We start from the raw sequence: 19,080 nt of genomic DNA on the forward strand, positions 1-19,080 counted from the left end.
GTAGTGGTAACTAGCAATCTTCAGTTCAGCGACGAAATGCCTGATACCGCCGCCTATGTCTCTCGCAACCAGACCTCACCAACCGAGTGATCGGAACGCTTGCGGAGCACGACATCGGCACGTGTGCGGGTAGGCAGAATGTTCTCACGGAGATTTGCGCGATGATGCTCACGCCACAGCCTGTTCGCGACCTCGCGCGCATCGCTTGGTGGCAAATCCCTGTAGTGGTGGAAATATGAGGCGGGCTGCTGGAAGGCGGTCCGCTGCAAACTGAGAAAGCGCTCGACGTACCACGACTGGATGTCGACCTCGTCAGCATCCAGGTAGATCGAAAAGTCGAAGAAGTCAGAGACGACCATGGGCGCCGTGCCGCGCGCATGCAGCACGTTGAGGCCCTCAAACATCAAGATGTCCGGATGCCGAACGACCTGATGCTCCGAAGGCACGATATCCCCGATCAGATGCGAGTACCCTGGCAGTTCAAGATCGCCCCTGCCCGCTTTCACCGCCGACAGGAACCGCAGCATTCTCGGCAGGTCGTAACTCTCAGGAAAGCCCTTCCGTCGCATCAGCCCTCGTTCCTCCAGAACCCGGTTGGCATGCAGGAACCCGTCAGTGGTAACGAGTTCGACCCGGCGATGGTCCGGCCACCGCGCTAAAAGCGCGCAAAGCACGCGGGCAAACGTGCTCTTGCCAACGGCAACACTGCCCGCCAACGCGACGATATAAGGCGCGCTGTGCGGTGCGCGACCCAGGAACGCACTCTTGACATGTGCAAGGCTACGCGCCGCGGTGAAATGGAGGTTCAGCAGCCGAGCTAGCGGCAAGTATATGTCGGCGACTTCGTCTGACGTGATCGGCTCGTTCAGGCCGCGAAGCGCCGTGAGGTCCGCTTCGGAGAGCGTCAGCGGTGTGTTGAAGCGTAACGCTGCCCACTCGCTTCGTCCGAAGGTCATATATGCCGAAAGCTCCTCGGATTGGCTCATCGGTTCCGCTCTCGGCAAAGGTGGACGCACTCACCAATTTGGCCGCAGTAAATCCATGTTGCAACTCGGATTACAGAAGGGATCGTCACCGCACAGCCTTCCTTCGCCCCTTCCACCACAGCGCCAGATTCCACGAGACGCAGGTCGCAAGGCCGAGGCTCAGCCCGATCACCGAGCCGAACTGCAACGCGGCGATGTGCAGGACCGCAATGGCAAGGCCCAAACCGATCAGGCCCCAGGCACTGTTGGCGAGCACGGCCGCGGTCGGCGGGCCGCCGATGCGCGGATGCAGGATCAGCATCATGGAGGTGAACACGATCGGAAACAACGCAATGATGCCGCTGATTTTCGGACCGACCCAGCCTGACGTCGTGACCACGGTCGCGACCAGTGTCGCAACCAGCGAGGCGCGCAGGGGGATGTCGTACCAGCGCCGCGCGACCGGCGGCATCTTGACGTGACGGTAGCGCGCCAGCAGCGGCACGCAGATCGCAAAGGCGATGGCGTTTGCGATCAATCCACCGGCCAGCGTCCAATGTACCGCGCGAATGATCGAGGCAAGCGCGATCCACACCGCGACCGCGGAAAGGCAACTGACGACCGCGCTCCGGCGCTGCGCCAGCACGACATAGGTCAGCCCCATAAAGATCGTCGCGGCGTTGATCGGCAGGCTCGCGAGCGCACCTTCGGCGATGAAGGCCGCGTCATGATCGAGCGCGAGGAATACGTAAGACGGCCCCGCCGAAATCGGCAGTGTCGCGATCAGCGCGCCGATCACCGGGCCTGACTTCTCGGTGATGATCGACGCCGTCACCACGAACGCCGCGGTGATGACCATGCGCAGGACGAGCGTCAGGAGGAAGATGGATTCGGGGGACATTTTATGCCGTCGTCCCGGCGAAGGCCGGGACCCATAGCCACAATTATTGGTGTGGCGGGAAAGTCGTCGAACAGCATAGCTTGAAACGAGAGTGCACGGCGTATGGGTCCCGGCCTTCGCCGGGACGACATGAAATCACACCCGCTTCATCGACACCGCGACCTTCGGGCCGTTGCGGATGGTTTGATAAACCACGCAATAGCGCTCGGTGAGCTTCAGCAAGAGATCGAGCTTGTCCTGCGGCGCATCGGTTTCGACGTCGAAGCGCAGGCGGATTTCGGCGAAACCGACCGGAGCTTCCTTGTCGACGCCGAGCGTGCCGCGGAAATCGAGATCGCCCTCGGCGATGACGTGGCCGGATTTCAGCGGAATTTCGACCGCGGTCGCGACCGACTTCAGCGTCACGCCGGCGCAGGCGACGAGGGCTTCCAGCAGCATGTCGCCGGAACACAGTTCAAGCCCGGAACCGCCGGTGGCGGGATGCAGGCCTGCAACGGCCAGCGCGCGGCCGGTTTCGACCTTGCAGGTCAGGCCTTCATTGTCGATCGAGCCTTTAGCCTTGAGCGTGATGACGGCGGCTGAGGGATCGGACTTGTAGCGCTCCTTGATCGGGGCCTGCATCGCACGGAGTTCGGCGGCGTCCATTTTTTTCTCCCGGATTTTTGTACATCCGGATTTAAAGCCTTATGGAGCCCAAGTCACCACCCAATGTCACCACCACATCGCCTCGCCGGTGGTCGATTTGGCATCGGCATCCGGCACATTGCGGTCGAGCGAACGATCCAGCGCGGTCAGCACACGGCGCTTGAAATTGTCGAAGTGTGGCGAATTACGGTCGCGCGGCCGCGCCAGATTGACCTTGATCTCCTCGAACAGCCGGCCCGGCCGCGGCCGCATCACAAGCACGCGATCCGCCAGCACCACGGCCTCATCGACGTCATGCGTCACCAGCATGAGCGTTGGCCTTGTATCGTTCCAGAGATCGAGCAGATGGTCCTGCAGATCCCGTCGCGTGAAGGCATCGAGCGCCGAAAACGGCTCGTCCAGCAGCAGCACTTCCGGCTGCGGCACCAGCGCGCGGGCGATCGCGACCCGCTGCGCCTGCCCGCCGGACAATTCGCGCGGCCAGGCGCTTGCCTTGTCCGCGAGGCCAACCCGATCCAATGCACGCGCGACCTTTTCGCGTCGCGCGGCGGCGGACAACTCAGAAAGGCCGAAACCGATATTGTCGGCGACGCTGAGCCACGGCAGCAGCCTGGGCTCCTGGAAGATGATGCCGATTTTTGCGTGCGGGGCGGTAATTGCAATGTCGTCCAACGTCACCGTGCCCGTGGTGGCGCGGTCGAGGCCGGCGATGGCGCGCAGCAGGGTCGACTTGCCACAGCCGGAGCCGCCGATGATGGCGACGATCTCGCCGAGCTTGATGTCGGCGGAGAACCGCTCCAGCGCGTGGACGCCGTTCGGATAGGTTTTTCCAACGCGATCGAGTGCGAGCATCAGGCCGCCCCGCTCTTGCCGCCGAATGCGTCCTGCCAGCGCAGCAGCGGCGCGGTGGCGATCTCGATCAGCCAGTCGGTGGTCTTGCCCAGGATGGCGAAGATCACGATCGCGGCGACGATCTGCGCCGGCTTGCCGAGTTGCTGGCCGTCGATCAGGAGATAGCCGAGCCCTTCGGAAGCGCCCATGAATTCGGCGGCGACGACGAACATCCAGCCGAGGCCAAGGCCGACGCGCAGCGCCACGACATAGGCGGGCAGCACCGCGGGCAACAGGATGCGGCGGATCATCGCCGGGCCACTGAGCCGGAACGTGCGGCCGACCTCGACGATCTTGCGGTCGACCGAGAGGATTGCGCCCATCACGCCGAGATAGACCGGAAAGAACACGCCGACCGCGATCAGCGCAACCTTCGAGGTTTCGAAAATGCCAAGCCAGAGGATGAACAGCGGCACCCAGGCGATCGACGGAATCGCGCGCAGCGCCTGCACGGTCGGATCGAGCAGCCGCCGCGCCAGGCCCCAATAGCCGGAGATCGCGCCAAACAACGTGCCGGCGACGACACCGATGACAAAACCCGAGGCGACGCGGCTCAGCGTCGCAATGATGTGGCGCGAGAGTTCGCCGCTCCTGGCGAGTTCCACCATGGTGGCGAAGATTTTGGTCGGCGGCGGCACCAGCCGGCCGTTGGAAAAGCCTGCCCAGACCGCGATTTCCCAGGCCAGCGCGAGTCCCACCGGCAGCAGCAGCCCCAGCGCCGGCCCCGCATAACGCCGCAGCCGCGCCGACGACGCTTTTGGCGTCATCGCATCGGTCCGTTCCAGCGCTGGCAGTTCAACGGTCATGGCCATAGCAAGAACGCGTCTTTCGAGGGATTGCAAGGTGGCGGATGGGAGGGCGTGAACTCATGTCCCCGTCGTCCCGGCGAAGGCCGGGACCCAAACGCCGCGGCGGAAATTGTCGAAAAAGGAAACAACGACCGGCGCGCACAAACAATGTCCGCTGGTGGTTATGGGCCCCGGCCTTCGCCGGGGCGACGATGCTAATTCGTCGGCAGCGGGACCTGATCGTCGATCAGCGCATCCAGCGTCGCCTTGACGTCGACGGTGGCGGCAACGACCCCGGCCTGCTGCAAAGCGAGGCCGGCGGCGAGGATGGATTCGCGCTGCGGTGCGCCGATGCGGCTGTGGGTCAGTTCGGTGCGCTCCTTGAGCTGCTTGTCGACGACCGCGTCCGGCAGCTTGGTGATGCCGATGAAAGTTTTCTTCAGGTCGTCGTAATTGGCCAGCGAGTATTTGCGCGCCTCTTCGTATACCGCGAGCACGCGGCGAACCGCGTCCGGATGGTCCTTCAGGAACTGCTCGCGCACATTGAGGATGCCCCAAGTGTTGGCGTCGGGCTTGCGGAAGAACAGTTTGGCGCCCTCCTCGACTTCGGCCTGCGCCATCATCGGATCGAGCCCCGCCCAGGCGTCGACGTCGCCGCGGATCAGTGCGGTCTTGCCGTCGGCGTGCTGCAGCAGCACCGGGGTGATGTCTTTTTCGGAGAGGCCGGCGCCGAGCAGCGCACGCACCAGGAAGATGTGCGGATCGGTGCCGCGCGTCACCGCGACGCGCTTGCCCTTGAGGTCGGCAATGATGGCGATCTTGGAATCCTTTGATGTCACCAGCGCGGTCCATTCGGGGCGCGAATAGACATAGATCGACTTGATCGGATTACCGTTGATCTTGGCGACCAAAGCGGCCGAGCCCGCGCTCGATCCGAAGTCGATCGATCCGGCGTTGAGGAATTCGAGCGCCTTGTTGGAACCGGCCGACTGCACCCAGACGACGTTGATGCCGTCCTTGGCGAATTCCTTTTCCAAGAGGCCCTTCTGCTTGAGTATCATCGACACCGGGTTGTAGGTCGCCCAGTCGATGCGAATTTCCTTGAGCGGGTCGGCGGCGAAGGCCGCACCGGGCAGCAAGGTCGAGGCTGCGATAGCAGCAGCAAACGCGCGCCGTGAAATCCTGGACATTCCCTGGTCTCCTCATATCTCAAAAAACTGTCTTTTATTTCAATGAGTTAAACCGCAAGGTCAACCAGAAAATAGCTGCCGCGAAAGCTGCGCCCTGAGAACAGGTTTGCCCAAAGCAACGCGAATCCAGCATAGAACTACTGTTGCCTCACAATCGCCAGTGACAGCGTCTGCGCCGTCCGATATCGGGATAGATCATGGACAGCGTTGTGACCGAGGACCGCCCGGTGGCGGATGATCGTTTTGACACCGCGCGGATCACCGCCGCGATCGATGCACTCGCCGAGAAAAATGCCGGCCGCGAGGACGTGTTTCGCACGGCGATGGCGCAATTGCTCAAAGCCGAGATGATCGCGGCACGCGCCACCGCGCAGGCCGTGCTGCTGAAGGACCGTCACGGGCGCCGCTGCGCCGAGCGATTGTGTTTCGTGCAGGACGAAATCATCCGCATTCTCTATTCCGCCGCGACGCGGCACCTCTATCGCTCGCATGTCCGATCGGGCGAAGAGCGGATGTCTGTCGTCGCCACCGGCGGTTATGGCCGCGGCCTGATGGCGCCGGAATCCGACATCGATCTGTTGTTCATCCTGCCCTACAAGCAGACGGCCTGGGGCGAGCAGGTCGCCGAAGCCATTCTCTATTGCCTGTGGGACATGGGGCTGAAGGTCGGCCACGCCACGCGTTCGGTCGACGAATCAGTCCGGCAGGCGCGCGGCGACATGACGATCCGCACCGCCATCCTCGAGACCCGGTTCCTGACCGGCGACCAGCCGCTCTACGACGAACTGGTCGCGCGCTTCGACAAGAACGTCGTGCAGGGCACCGCGGCGGAATTCGTCACCGCCAAGCTCGCCGAGCGCGAAGAACGCCATCGCCGCGGCGGGCAGTCGCGCTATCTGGTCGAACCCAACGTCAAGGACGGCAAGGGTGGCCTCCGCGACCTGCACACGCTGTTCTGGATCGCGAAATATGTCTATCGCGTGCGCGAGACCGATGAACTGGTCGAGCGCGGCGTGTTCGACGCGCAGGAATACCGCACCTTCCGCCGCTGCGCCGACTTCCTGTGGTCGGTGCGCTGCAATTTGCATTTCGTTTCCGGCCGCGCCGAAGAACGGCTGTCGTTCGACATGCAGCGCGAGATCGCGGTCCGCCTCGGCTATACCTCGCATCCCGGCATGCAGGATGTCGAACGCTTCATGAAGCACTACTTCCTGGTCGCCAAGGACGTCGGCGACCTCACCGCGATCCTGTGCGCCAAGCTGGAAGACGAGCAGGCCAAGCCCGCGCCGGTCTTGAGCCGCGTGGTGGCCCGGTTCCGGCCCAGCATCAAGCGCCGGCGGGTGCCCGACAGCGATGACTTCATCATCGACAACAACCGCATCAATCTCGCGGCGCCCGACGTCTTCAAGCACGATCCAGTCAATCTGATCCGGATCTTCCGTCTCGCACAGAAGAACAACCTCGCCTTCCATCCCGATGCGATGCGCACGGTGACGCGCTCGCTGAAGCTGATCAACACCGGCTTAAGGGAAAATCCGGAAGCCAACCTTCTCTTCATGGAGATCCTGACGTCCGACAACGCCGAGACCGTGCTGCGGCGCATGAACGAGACCGGCGTGCTCGGTCACTTCATCCGCGCCTTCGGCAAGATCGTGTCGATGATGCAGTTTAACATGTACCACCACTACACGGTGGACGAGCATCTGATCCGCTGCGTCGGCTTCCTGCAGGACATCGAGCGCGGCGGCAACGACGAGTTCACCGTCGCCAGCGACCTGATGCGAAAAATCCGCCCCGAGCACCGCGCGGTGATCTACATCACCACGCTGCTGCACGACATCGCCAAGGGGCGGCCCGAGGATCATTCGATCGCCGGCGCCAAGGTGGCGCGGCGGCTGTGCCCGCGGCTCGGCTTCAACGCCGCCGATACCGAGACGGTGGCGTGGCTGATTGAAGAGCATCTGACCATGTCGACGGTGGCGCAGTCGCGCGATTTGTCGGACCGCAAGACGATCGAGAATTTCGCCGCCGTGGTGCAATCGGTCGAGCTGATGAAGCTGCTGACGATTCTCACCACCGCCGACATCCGCGGCGTCGGTCCCGGCGTGTGGAATGGCTGGAAGGCGCAATTGCTGCGCACGCTGTATTACGAAACCGAGCCGGTGCTGACCGGCGGCTTCTCGGAAGTGAACCGCGCCCAGCGCATCGCGGTGGCGCAGTCCGAATTCCGCGCCGCCTTCACCGAATGGCCGGAGCAGGAGCTCAACGCCTATATCGCGCGGCATTATCCGGCGTACTGGCTCAAGGTCGAACTGCCGCGAAAAATCCGCCACGCGCGTTTCCTGCGGGCCAGCGAACAGGCCGGCCACAAGCTTGCGATCAATGTCGGCTTCGACGAAGCGCGCGGCGTCACCGAACTGACGATCCTGGCGACCGACCACCCCTGGCTGCTGTCGATCATCGCGGGCGCCTGCGCGTCCGCGGGCGCCAACATCGTCGACGCGCAGATCTACACCACCACCGACGGGCGCGCGCTCGACACCATCGCGATATCGAGGGAATACGACCGCGACGAGGACGAGGGACGCCGCGCCACGCGAATCGGCGAGATGATCGAGCAGGTGCTGGAGGGCAAATTGCGCCTGCCCGAAGTGGTGGCGCGCAAGGCGGCCGCGCGCGGCAAGGTACGGCCCTTCGTGGTCGAGCCTGAAGTGACCATCAACAATCAATGGTCGGACCGCTACACCGTGATCGAGGTCTCCGGCCTCGACCGCCCGGGCCTGCTGTACCAGCTGACGACGGCGATCTCGAAGCTCAACCTCAACATCGCCTCCGCCCATGTCGCGACCTTCGGCGAGCGCGCCCGCGACGTGTTCTACGTCACCGACCTGCTCGGCGCGCAGATCACCGCGCCGACGCGGCAGGCCGCGATCAAGAGCGCGCTGCTGCATCTGCTCGCGAGCGAGGACAACGCCGCCCAGCCGGCGGCGTGAGGCTCTCGAAAATCGTAGGGTGGGCAAAGCGAAGTGTGCCCACCATCTTATGCACGCTTCAACGATAGATGGTGGGCACGGCGCAAGAGCGCCTTTGCCCACCCTACGCGGCTCTCAGAACTGCGTGATCGGTTCCAGCTTCTCGCCCTTGCGGAACGCGCGCAGCGGCGCGGTGTCGGTATAGACCCGCTCCTCGATGATCTTGCCATTTTTGATGCGGAACTTGTCGACGCCGCGCCATTCGAACCTGACGCCGCCCACGTTGCGCGTGGTCTGCCATTCGATGATCACGACGTCGCCGCGCGAGGTCCAGTCCAGCAATTGCCAGACGAAATCCGGCGCCGCCGCGGTCTGCACCTCCATCAGCCGGTCGAGTTCGTTGCCCGACACGCGCCGGCCCACCAGCGGCGTATGCAGCGAGCCTTCGGGGTGCCAGAGATCGAGAAATGCCTTTCCGTCCCGCGCCGCCCAGGCGGCGGCAAATCGCGTCACAAATTCCTGAATTTCCGCGTCCGTCATTGGTCGTCTCCTTGTTGGAATGTGGGGAGACGCTAGGGGCGTCGCGGCAGACTGTCTGGCGGTTTACGGACGTGACATGTGCATCGTCATTGCGAGCGCAGCGAAGCAATCCATCTCACCGCGGAAAGAAAGAATGGATTGCTTCGTCGCTTCGCTCCTCGCAATGACGGCGCGGTTACTTTTTGAGCATCACACCCTCATGCTCCAGCAACCACCGCTTCCGCTCCAGCCCGCCGCCATACTTGACCAGCGCACCGTTGGCGCCGATCAGGCGATGACAGGGCACGACGACGCTGATCGGGTTGGAGCCGTTGGCATGACCGACCGCGCGCATGGCTTTTGGCGCGTTCAGCCTGGCTGCCAGTGCGCCGTAGCTCATCGTTGTGCCGGCAGGTATCTTCGGCAATGCGGTCCAGACCCTTTGCTGGAACGGCGTACCCGCAACGCGCCACTTGATCGCGTTGAGGCGATCGAGATCGCCTTTGAAATACGCCGTCAGCGCCGACCTCAACTCTTTCGGTGACCGCGCCTCCTCGAGATCGACCGGGCCATATTGCAGCCGCAGCAACTCCTTCATGCGCGGCCCGTGCTCTTCCCAGTCCAGCGCACGCAGCACGCCGCCGGAATCGGTCACCAGCAACGCGGTTCCGATCGGCGTTTGCAGCCGGTCTAGATTGAAGGTTTCAGGCGGCTTCGCGCTCATCGCTTTTTCCGGACAAGGCGGGATGCGGTACGCCCGCGGCCCACAGATGCAACGCCGCGTAGGCGCGCCACGGTCGCCAGCGCTCGCTGCGAACAAGCAATTCCGCAGGCGACGGCCGCCGACCTTCGCCGTCGGTCATCGCGCGGAGTAAACCGATGTCGGCGGCGGGGAACGCATCGGGTTCGCGGAGCTCGCGCATGGCGATGTACTGCGCGGTCCATTCGCCGATTCCCGGGAGCGCCCTCAATTTCACGATCGCATCCTCAAGGCTGGCGCCGCGGCTGAAGATCGCGGGATCAGCCGAGATCGCCTGCGCCAGCGAGGTCACCGCCATCGCCCGCGCACCTGATATCCCGAGCGTTGTCAGATCGGAGCTCGCAATCCGCGCCGCAAAGGGGAACAGATGGCTGAGACCCTCGCTGTCTGTCATCGCAGGCGGCAGCGGCTCGCCAAAGGCCTGCACCAGTTTGCCGAGCAGTTTGGTCGCGGCAGGAACCGTGATTTGCTGGCCGAAGATCGCGCGCACCGCGAGTTCGAAACCGTCCCATGCCCCGGGGACGCGCAGGCCCGGCCGGGCCGCGACCAGCGGCGCCAGCCTCGGGTCGAGCGCGAGATGCGCGCCGATCGTATCGGGATCGGCGGCGAGATCGAACACCCGGCGGACCCGCGCGATGATCTGCGGCAAGACGGCCATGTCGGGAAAGCGGACGCGGACGTCGATCCGGTTCTTCGGCGCGGGTACGACGCTGATCACGCCGCACTTGCCGCCGATCGCAATCGTGCGTCGATAGCTATCGCCGGCGACGATCTCGACACCGGGAATGGCGCGGGCGCTGAGGAACGACAGCATCGCGTCCCAATCATAGGGCGGCCGATAGGGAAGACGAACCGACAGCGCACCGGCTTCACGCCTGGTCTTGTCGCGGGAACGCCGCAACGCGGCCGGCGGACGTCCGAACAGTTCCAAAAAGGTTTCGTTGAAGCGGCGCACGCTGTTGAAGCCGGACGCCAGGGCGACCTCGGCCATCGGCAGCGATGTTTCGTGAATCAACTGCTTGGCAAGCAGCACCCGTCGGGTTTGGGCAACTGCAATCGGCGAAGCGCCGACGTGCTGACGGAACAGCCGCCGCAATTGTCGCCCGCCGACGCCGAGCCGATTAGCCAGACCTTCTACATCGTCACCATCGAGCCCGCCAGATTCGATCAATGCCAGCGCGCGCGAAACCGTGTTGGAGCTGCCGCGCCAGAACGCGAGATCAGGCGACACTTCCGGCCGGCAGCGCAGGCAGGGACGGAAGCCGGCCTCCTGGGCTGCGGCCGCCGAAGCATAGAACGACACGTTCTCGAATTTCGGGGTGCGCGCCGGACAGATCGGCCGGCAATAGATGCCGGTGGTTTTGACACCGACAAAAAGCCGCCCGTCGAACCTGATATCCCGGGTCGAAATCGCGCGATAGCAAGCGGTACGGTCCATATCCATCAGGAAATCTTCCACCATCGTGCAGGGCTTGTCCCGCGCTTTGCGCGCGGATGCCCGGCTCAGTTCTCGAAAATCAGGCAGGTCGTGGTGCCCTGGGCAAGCAAACGTCCCTTGCTATCCGTGATGCGTCCTTCCGCGGTGCCGACCCGCCGGCCGCTGCTGAGCACAATGCCCTCGGCCCTGATCGTGCCGGTCTCGGGCGTAATCGGTCGCACCAGCGAAATCTTGAACTCCAGCGTCGTCGATCCCAGACCTTTCTCCAGGGTCGACTGAATGGCCAGCCCCATGCAGCTGTCGAGCAGCGTGGCCGAGAAGCCGCCATGCACGGTGCCGGCTGGATTGAGATGGTCGTCACTCGGTTCGGCGGTGATGACCACGCGCCCGCTCGCGGCTTCGGTGACATCGTAACCCAATGTGCGCGCGATCGTGTTGAGGGGCAGCGTGCCATCCGCGAGCCCCTGGACAAATTCCAGGCCGCTCATTTCCTTGCGCCTGATGACGCTGACGGTGCCGTATGTTCTGTCGGTACGCATTCCCGTTGATTCCTCGCGCTGTCGCTCGATCGAAGCATCTGATATCGCGTCCCGCCTGTCTCGCGGTTTTCGGACCTCATCATTCTCTGCAAAATATCGGCACGCCGCCGCACTTTTCACGCTGAGCGTGCTAGCGTCCACCCGAATTCCGCTGTCGGTTTTGGGGGGCCGCCACATGATGCTTATCGCCAATTGTCTGGTCGCGGTGGTCGCCGCGCTGCATGTGTATTTTCTGGTGCTGGAGATGTTTCTCTGGACCAAGCCGCTGGGGCTGAAGACCTTCCGCAACACGATCGAGAAAGCAACGGAATCGGCGGTGCTGGCCGCCAATCAGGGGCTCTATAACGGCTTCCTCGCCGCCGGCCTCGTCTGGGGCCTGGTCCATCCAAACCCGGGCTTCGCGTTCCAGATCAAGGCATTCTTCCTGCTCTGTGTGATCGTGGCAGGCAGCTACGGCGCCGCGACCGTCAGCCGTCGAATCTTGTATGTGCAGGCGGCGCCCGCGGCGCTCGCATTGATCCTGCTCTGGTTGGCGTAAACGCCTGGCCGTTCTGGCTGGGCCGCTTCGTTCAGCGAGGAACTGGCGATGTCGTCTTCAGCACGCCATCGTTGTCCGTTTTTGGTATCCGGTGCGGGCTCCAATGCCCAATGTGGTGTCATTCCGAACGTGAACATGCCGATTGGATTCTTTTTGGGCAGCCACCAATTGCCGCCCTCGAATTAACCTTGCCCTCGCCAGCCAGAAATCCCGGACCGTTTCAGCTTGCATCGCCTTGCATTGCAGCATCCGTTCCGCCACTATTCCAACCAGCGATGGCGTCCACCGGGTCATATTGGGTCCCAAGACAAGATCATCGGCTCAATCAACACATGAGGAAACGAGCAATATGAAGAATGGTATTTTCCATTTGATCACCGGCACGGCGCTCGCGGTCGCCCTGTCGGCTTCGTCGGCCTACGCACAGAAGAAATACGACACCGGCGCGACCGATACCGAAATCAAGATCGGCCAGACCGTGCCGTTCTCGGGCGCCTATTCCGTCTATGCCAATATCGGCAAGACGCAGGCCGCCTACATGAAGATGATCAACGACCAGGGCGGCATCAACGGCCGCAAGGTCAACCTGATCCAATATGACGACGCCTACAGCCCGCCGAAGACGGTCGAGCAGATCCGCAAGCTCGTCGAGAGCGATGAAGTCCTCCTCACTTTCCAGATCATCGGAACCGCGGCAAATGCCGCCGTGCAGAAATATCTCAACAGCAAGAAGGTGCCGCAGCTGTTCGCCGCCACCGGCGCTTCGAAGTTCACCGACCCGAAGAACTTCCCCTGGACCATGGGCTACAACCCGAACTACTTCGTCGAGGGCCGCATCTACGGCAAGTACATTCTGAAAGAACATCCGGATGCCAAGATCGGCATCCTCTACCAGAACGACGATCTGGGTAAGGACTACGTCAACGGGCTGAAGGCGGGCCTCGGCGACAAGGCGGCAAAGATGATCGTGGCCGAGTCTTCCTACGAAGTCTCCGACCCGACCATCGATTCGCAGGTGTTGAAGATCAAGGACGCCGGCGCGACCCTGTTCTACAGCGCCTCGACGCCGAAGCAGGCGGCGCAGGCAATCCGGAAGATCCACGAACTCGCCTGGAAGCCGATCCACATCCTCGACATCAACGCCAGCCCGGTCAGCGCCACGCTGCAGCCGGCAGGCCTCGAAGCGTCGAAGGGCGTGATCAGCGTCAACTATGGCAAGGATCCGGCCGATCCGACCTGGAAGGGCGATCCGGGCCTGCAGAAGTATCTCGACTTCATGGCGAAGTACTTCCCGGAAGGCGACAAGATGAACACGGTGAATACCTACGGCTATTCGACCGCTCAGCTGCTCGTGCAGGTGCTCAAACAATGCGGCGATGACCTGACCCGTGAAAACGTCATGAAGCAGGCGGCCTCGTTGAAGGACGTCGTACTCGACCTCGGCCTGCCGGGCATGAAGATCAACACCGGTCCCGACGACTACCGCGTCAACAAGCAGTTGCAGATGATGAAGTTCAACGGCGAGCGTTGGGAACTGTTCGGCCCGATCCTCGAGGACGCCGGCCCGGCGGGCTAGCCTCAACTTCCATCGATACGAATGATCGGCGGCCTCTCGGGGCCGCCGATTTGTTTTTGAGAGCTTCGTAGGGTGGGCAAAGCGAAGCGTGCCCACCACAAATCTTAATGCGAATGAATGGTGGGCACGGCGCGAAGAGCGCCTTTGCCCACCCTACAAGTTCAATTACTTCGGGATTTCGCCAAACGTCTTGCCAATCGGCAACACAGCGTGCCGGATCAGCCGCGAATCCTCGACCGCGGCCTGGCGATGTTTCACCGCCTCGCGATACACAGGGTCGCGGATCATTTCGGCGAAAGCGGCGACACTTGGATATTCGGCGATGAAGCAATGATCCCAGCGCTCTTCCGCCGGCCCGATCAGCATCAGTTCGAACCGTCCCTGCCAGACGATCCGCCCGCCGAGCCGTTCGAACACCGGTCCGCTTTCCCGTCCGTACGCCGCATAGGCTTCAGCCCCTGACGCCTTGCGGCCGTCGGGATAGGCAGCTTGTTCGCGCAGACGGACCAGATTGAGCATGTGGATCGGGCCCGGCCGGTCGTTGGCCCGAAATTGCGCGAACACTTCCTTGGTCGGATCGATGTGGCCCATGGCGGCTTCCCTTGCTGACATATGCTGTTCCTTTAGCACGCGCTGCCGCACCTCCTAATCCCGCGTTAACCTCTCCGTAACCGACCCTTAAACTGCGGACGTTAGCTTGCTGCGGGCGGGATGTGAGCAGCGTTTGCGTATGGCGTGGGGACGGAAAAAGAGCGGCGGCCGCAAGGAACCGCAATTCGGGCTCGCCGCCGCGCTGAGCGAATTGCGGCTGTCGCCGCAGGACCGCGTCACTGTAAGCGAAGACAAGCCGAAGAAATCTTCTGCGAAGCGCAAATCCGAGAACGAAGACGACGAGCCGCCGCGTGAACGCAAGCCACGCGCAGGCCGTAGCGGCGCCAAGCGCCGGTCGACATCACGCGGTGGATTCCGGATCGGACGGCTGTTCTATTGGGGCGCGGTGCTCGGCCTGTGGGCCGCGATCGCGGTCGTCGGCGTCGTCATCTGGGTCGGCGCGCATCTGCCGGCGATCCAGTCGCTGGCAATTCCGAAACGTCCGCCGACCATTCAGATCGTCGGCCTCGACGGCAGCGTGCTGGCCTCGCGCGGCGAAATGGCCGGCGCCAATGTCTCGCTGAAGGATCTGCCACCCTATCTGCCGAAAGCGTTCATCGCCATCGAGGACCGCCGGTTCTATTCGCATTACGGCGTCGATCCGATCGGCATCGCGCGGGCGGCGGTCACCAACGTCATGCATCGCGGCGTCTCGCAGGGCGGCTCGACACTGACGCAGCAGCTCGCGAAGAACCTGTTCCTGACCCAGGAGCGCACCATCGCGCGCAAGCTGCAGGAAGTGGAACTCGCGATCTGGCTGGAGCGCAAGCATTCCAAATCGGAAATCCTCGAGCTCTATCTCAACCGCGTCTATTTCGGCTCCGGCGCCTATGGCGTCGAGGCCGCGGCGCAGCGCTATTTCGGCAAGTCCGCCAAGAACGTCACGATCGCGGAAGCCGCGATGCTGGCGGGCCTCGTCAAGTCGCCGTCGCGGCTGGCGCCGAACCGCAATCCGGAAGGCGCGGAAGCGCGCGCCCAGATCGTGCTCGCTGCGATGGCCGATGCCAAATTCATCACCGATGCGCAGGCGCAGGCCTCGATCGGCCACCCGTCCTATAATGTGAAGCCGGTCGGTGCCGGCACCGTCAACTACGTTGCCGACTGGATCGGCGAAGTGCTCGACGATCTGATCGGCCAGATCGAACAGAGTATCGTGGTGGAGACCACGATCGATCCCAAACTGCAAAGCGTGGCGGAAGCCTCCATCATCGACGAACTCGCCGCCAAAAGCGTGAAGTTCAACGTCACCCAGGGCGCGCTGGTGGCGATGACGCCTGACGGCGCGGTGCGCGCCATGGTCGGGGGGAGGAACTATGCCGAGAGCCAGTACAACCGCGCGGTTACCGCCAAGCGCCAGCCCGGCTCGGCCTTCAAGCCGTTCGTCTATCTCACCGCGATCGAGGCAGGCTTGACGCCGGAAACGATCCGGCAGGATTCGCCGGTTGATATCAAGGGCTGGCGGCCGGAGAACTACACCCATGAATATTTCGGATCGGTGACGCTGACCCAGGCGCTTTCGATGTCGCTCAACACGGTGGCGGTGCGGCTCGGCATCGAAGTCGGCGCCAAGAGCGTGGTGCGGACCGCGCATCGGCTCGGCATTTCCTCCAAACTCGACGCCAACGCCTCGATCGCGCTCGGCACCTCGGAAGTCTCGGTCATCGAGCTGGTCGGCGCCTATGCGCCATTTTCCAACGGCGGGCTCGGGGTTTCCCCGCATGTCGTGACCAAAATCCGCACCAATGAAGGCAAGGTGCTGTATGCGCGGCAGCCGGATCAGCTGAGCCAGGTGATCGAGCCACGGCACGTCGCGATGATGAACACCATGATGCAGGAGACGCTTCTCTCGGGCACCGCGCGCAAGGCGGAGCTTCCGGGCTGGATGGCCGCCGGCAAGACCGGCACCAGTCAGGATTTCCGCGACGCCTGGTTCATCGGCTACACCGCAAACCTCGTCACCGGCGTCTGGCTCGGCAATGACGACAACTCGCCGACCAAGAAGGCCACCGGTGGCGGCTTGCCGGTCGAGGTCTGGACCCGCTTCATGCGATCGGCCCACCAGGGCGTGCCGGTTGCGAACCTGCCGAAATCACAAGCCGGCGGCGGTGGCCTGCTGTCAAATCTGTTCCCCGCCTCGCAAGTCAACGCGCCGCCACAGCCATCGTATCAGCCATCCGCACAAGCGCCGGTGCCGCTTGCACCGATCCCCTCAGGCGGCGGCTATCGCCAGCCACCGACGCGCACGTCGGCGCCGCCGCCCAATCCATCGGCCCGCCCTGAGGCGGCCGCTGGACTGGATGGATGGCTGATGGACCGGGTGTTCGGCGGAAATCGCTAGGCATTGCTGTTTGGCGCAACGTGTAGATGGAAGTACACCTCTGGAATAGTGGACTCCCTCGCGGTCTCACGAGAGGGCCTCCCACCTGATCTCTCCCGCAGAGATCAGGTTCACTTGCCCGCTCAGCTCACCTCGCATGCGTAGCAAGAACCCCTTCTGAAGATATCCTTCAATTTCATCGGCGCGAGCCGCTATTTGGTTCGCGGCGTGATGCTTTTTCCGCCCGAGCGCCGGGTCTGCCACACGATAGAGGCCGTCCCGAAAGCGGTGAGGAAAATACCTTTCACCGTCTTCAGCAATGCGCACAATTCCGTGTAAGACATCGCGGTCTTGAGATTGAATCTGATCGGACAGTATGCTGATCGTCGTTTCGGAAATCGCGGTGGCGTCATCTTGCGGATTGATCTCGCCACCGCTGATTAGTTTCCCGCGACGGCTTCCTTTACGATCTGATTAGGCGGCATGCCATCATCGACCGGCCTGAGGTTCAATCGCCGAAGGCGCCCCCGGATCAACTCTTCGCGCGCTTCGACAAACTTCGGAAGTTCTGTAACTTCCCAAAGAGCGCGATTTGTTGGAATAAGATGACGGTCAAGAAATTCGTTGTCGCGAGATTGAATCCATTCCGCAAATGGAATGTTACTTTTCTCGAGGTTCTCACGCCCTAACAGAAGTTGCAGGTTCCCCAACCGGTTCACGCTATCAACGATGTCGGCAATTGCTTCCGCGGATATTCCCGCCCGCTGTAAGGTCTTAGGATCGGTCAGTGAGCGCGGGATGATGTGATCTATGTGGTGAGGTGTCGCGCCCCAAAGGTGAGAGTCGTAGAGCAGGGAAAGCGCGAGGAAGCAGGTTCGTTTGCCATAGCTAGCGTCAAGAACACCTTCGATGTTGTTCTCGTCAAAGGCCGTCACACGGCCGCGGGCGGCTAACCCCTGGACAAGAGATCGATACGGAAAATCCTGTTCAGTCTTGAGGGCTTCGTGAATGATCGACCTAGCGGTACCGATTGTCTGGTCTGAGCTACCGCTAAATACACCGTTCAGCAAACTACCGAGAAGCCAGTGATGGATACGTTTTGCGTTCGTCGCTTCAAATTGGGTCGAGCCATCCAAGCCTCCTCGTTCGACATGGTACAGATAATATGCAATCGGGAGTAGCGCATTAACTGAGGTGAGCACTTCTCGATCAATACCGAACCTATTCACGAGCCGTAACGTTGCTTCTAAACTGGCTTTGATACCACGCCAGTTTGACTCGATCAGTTTCAAATTCGCTGTTGTAAAATTCTGGACCTTGTAGCGCTGATCAAGGCCCGAAAGGACGAGACACGATTTCATCACAAAATCTTTGTCTATCTCATTGCGAGCCTCGAGACCGTCATTCAAGAAGTCGACAAAATCATAGATCGCTTGACGCGCGCTGCCTCCCTCCCACTTGGAGGTGATCATTGAGAGCAGAAGGTCCGATTTGCTCAGCTTGGTGCCGCCGTCATTTGCGCGAATGAAGATATCAAGCACCCGGTCATATGATTGATCTTTTTCGGTGTAGTAGGCGATTACTCCATCCTTCCAGACGGTACGATACAGTCGATCCAAATTACGTTCCGCAACTCTCTTCATCGAGCGCGGGGTGTCAGGGGGGAGCTTCGCCAGCATTTCGTCCGCGAGCCGATCAAGGACGTCATCGCTGGTGCAATCCAGAATCCGCCCAACCTTCAACCAGAGATGATCTGGGTCGTTCTTAGGTTCCTGTTCGGAAAAACGCAGACCGTAAGTGACACCGAGCTCCTCTCGACCACTGTCCTCCGATTCGGTTGATGGATCCTTCAAAAGATCGATATATAGGCGCTGCCTACTCCAAGCATCCGGGTTGTTTCGCCGTCCGTGCTTCGCCCGAGCTGTAAATGTGCCTCGCAGCCCTATCAGTAACGACGTAAGGCGTTGTTGACCATCGAGTACAAGCACAACATCACGTCCGTCAGTTTCCGCCATCTCGTTATGAGTGTCCCCAAAACGGAAGTTCTCAATGAATTTGTAGATTTCCCAATCGGAGCGACGATCCGGCTTGATCTCCCAAAACAGGAACGAGCTGATGGGATAACCCTTCAGAAGCGAATCGAAGAGTGCAATAATCTGATCAGGTTGCCAGACGAAGGGGCGCTGAATGGCCGGAAGAAAGTATGTTCGATTAATCTGATCGAGGACGCGACCTATTGTTGACGAAACATATGACAAAACCAGTCGCTCCCCCGTCGAACGTTCTTTCTTACGTTTGACTAGCATAACGGTTGACGGCCGGTCGATACCACCTTTGTTTGAATTTCGTAAAGCTGACAAAACGACTGAGCTGACGTTCGCACATCCACG

The 19,080-nt window shown here is 61.8% G+C and carries 16 protein-coding genes; 4 read left to right on the top strand and 12 right to left on the bottom strand.

The annotated features are described in order from the left end of the window. Positions 1 to 53: 53 nt before the first annotated feature. The 6 genes from coaA to JQ629_RS28855 form a co-directional block, all read right to left on the bottom strand. On the bottom strand, positions 54 to 986 hold the full coding sequence (coaA, locus tag JQ629_RS28830) for a type I pantothenate kinase (protein WP_212268756.1): 933 nt from the start codon (positions 984 to 986) through the stop codon (positions 54 to 56). Between the two features lie 85 nt (positions 987 to 1,071). Further along, entirely contained in the window at positions 1,072 to 1,866 is a 795-nt protein-coding gene (locus tag JQ629_RS28835; protein WP_212415490.1) for a hypothetical protein, read from the bottom strand. Between the two features lie 135 nt (positions 1,867 to 2,001). Then, positions 2,002 to 2,511 (bottom strand): OsmC family protein, encoded by a 510-nt coding sequence (locus JQ629_RS28840; RefSeq protein WP_192736401.1) that lies wholly within the window; start codon positions 2,509 to 2,511, stop codon positions 2,002 to 2,004. A 66-nt stretch (positions 2,512 to 2,577) separates the two neighbouring features. Beyond that, complete coding sequence (locus JQ629_RS28845; RefSeq protein WP_212415491.1) at positions 2,578 to 3,363, bottom strand: ABC transporter ATP-binding protein; 786 nt, start codon at positions 3,361 to 3,363, stop codon at positions 2,578 to 2,580. Beyond that, entirely contained in the window at positions 3,363 to 4,214 is an 852-nt protein-coding gene (locus JQ629_RS28850) for an ABC transporter permease (RefSeq protein WP_212268753.1), read from the bottom strand. Before JQ629_RS28850 ends, JQ629_RS28845 begins: the two co-directional genes overlap by 1 nt. A 191-nt stretch (positions 4,215 to 4,405) precedes the next feature. After that, positions 4,406 to 5,380 (bottom strand): aliphatic sulfonate ABC transporter substrate-binding protein, encoded by a 975-nt coding sequence (locus JQ629_RS28855; RefSeq protein WP_212415492.1) that lies wholly within the window; start codon positions 5,378 to 5,380, stop codon positions 4,406 to 4,408. A gap of 197 nt (positions 5,381 to 5,577) precedes the next feature. On the opposite strand from JQ629_RS28855, the gene JQ629_RS28860 reads away from it, so the two are divergent. Beyond that, on the top strand, positions 5,578 to 8,373 hold the full coding sequence (locus JQ629_RS28860) for a [protein-PII] uridylyltransferase (RefSeq protein WP_212415493.1): 2,796 nt from the start codon (positions 5,578 to 5,580) through the stop codon (positions 8,371 to 8,373). Between the two features lie 114 nt (positions 8,374 to 8,487). Here the strand turns inward: JQ629_RS28860 and JQ629_RS28865 are convergent, their stop codons facing one another. The 4 genes from JQ629_RS28865 to JQ629_RS28885 form a co-directional block, all read right to left on the bottom strand. After that, positions 8,488 to 8,892, bottom strand: a complete 405-nt coding sequence (locus JQ629_RS28865; protein WP_212415494.1) for a nuclear transport factor 2 family protein — start codon at positions 8,890 to 8,892, stop codon at positions 8,488 to 8,490. Between the two features lie 175 nt (positions 8,893 to 9,067). Beyond that, positions 9,068 to 9,595 carry a methylated-DNA--[protein]-cysteine S-methyltransferase gene (locus JQ629_RS28870; protein WP_212415495.1) on the bottom strand — a complete coding sequence of 176 codons (528 nt, stop codon included), beginning with the start codon at positions 9,593 to 9,595 and terminating at the stop codon, positions 9,068 to 9,070. Beyond that, positions 9,576 to 11,075: an AlkA N-terminal domain-containing protein gene (locus JQ629_RS37800; protein ID WP_349631337.1), complete on the bottom strand. Its 1,500-nt coding sequence runs from the start codon at positions 11,073 to 11,075 to the stop codon at positions 9,576 to 9,578. Before JQ629_RS37800 ends, JQ629_RS28870 begins: the two co-directional genes overlap by 20 nt. A gap of 59 nt (positions 11,076 to 11,134) precedes the next feature. Beyond that, positions 11,135 to 11,608 carry a PaaI family thioesterase gene (locus tag JQ629_RS28885; RefSeq protein ID WP_212268749.1) on the bottom strand — a complete coding sequence of 158 codons (474 nt, stop codon included), beginning with the start codon at positions 11,606 to 11,608 and terminating at the stop codon, positions 11,135 to 11,137. A 175-nt stretch (positions 11,609 to 11,783) separates the two neighbouring features. On the opposite strand from JQ629_RS28885, the gene JQ629_RS28890 reads away from it, so the two are divergent. Beyond that, positions 11,784 to 12,146, top strand: coding sequence for a DUF1304 domain-containing protein (locus JQ629_RS28890; RefSeq protein ID WP_212415496.1), 363 nt, complete (start codon positions 11,784 to 11,786; stop codon positions 12,144 to 12,146). Between the two features lie 349 nt (positions 12,147 to 12,495). Further along, a complete protein-coding gene (locus JQ629_RS28895) occupies positions 12,496 to 13,722 on the top strand; it encodes an ABC transporter substrate-binding protein (protein ID WP_212415497.1) in 1,227 nt (408 codons plus the stop codon). 165 nt (positions 13,723 to 13,887) lie between these two features. On the opposite strand, the gene JQ629_RS28900 is transcribed toward JQ629_RS28895, so the two are convergent. Then, complete coding sequence (locus JQ629_RS28900; protein ID WP_212415508.1) at positions 13,888 to 14,313, bottom strand: DUF1330 domain-containing protein; 426 nt, start codon at positions 14,311 to 14,313, stop codon at positions 13,888 to 13,890. Positions 14,314 to 14,452: 139 nt separating this feature from the next. Here JQ629_RS28900 and JQ629_RS28905 point away from each other — a divergent pair, with 139 nt between their 5' ends. Further along, a complete protein-coding gene (locus tag JQ629_RS28905; protein ID WP_212415509.1) occupies positions 14,453 to 16,711 on the top strand; it encodes a transglycosylase domain-containing protein in 2,259 nt (752 codons plus the stop codon). A 419-nt stretch (positions 16,712 to 17,130) separates the two neighbouring features. Here the strand turns inward: JQ629_RS28905 and JQ629_RS28910 are convergent, their stop codons facing one another. Continuing rightward, positions 17,131 to 18,948: a DUF262 domain-containing protein gene (locus JQ629_RS28910; RefSeq protein WP_249135339.1), complete on the bottom strand. Its 1,818-nt coding sequence runs from the start codon at positions 18,946 to 18,948 to the stop codon at positions 17,131 to 17,133. Positions 18,949 to 19,080 lie beyond the last annotated feature (132 nt).

Source organism: Bradyrhizobium sp. AUGA SZCCT0222, assembly GCF_018130205.1.
GTDB lineage: Bacteria > Pseudomonadota > Alphaproteobacteria > Rhizobiales > Xanthobacteraceae > Bradyrhizobium.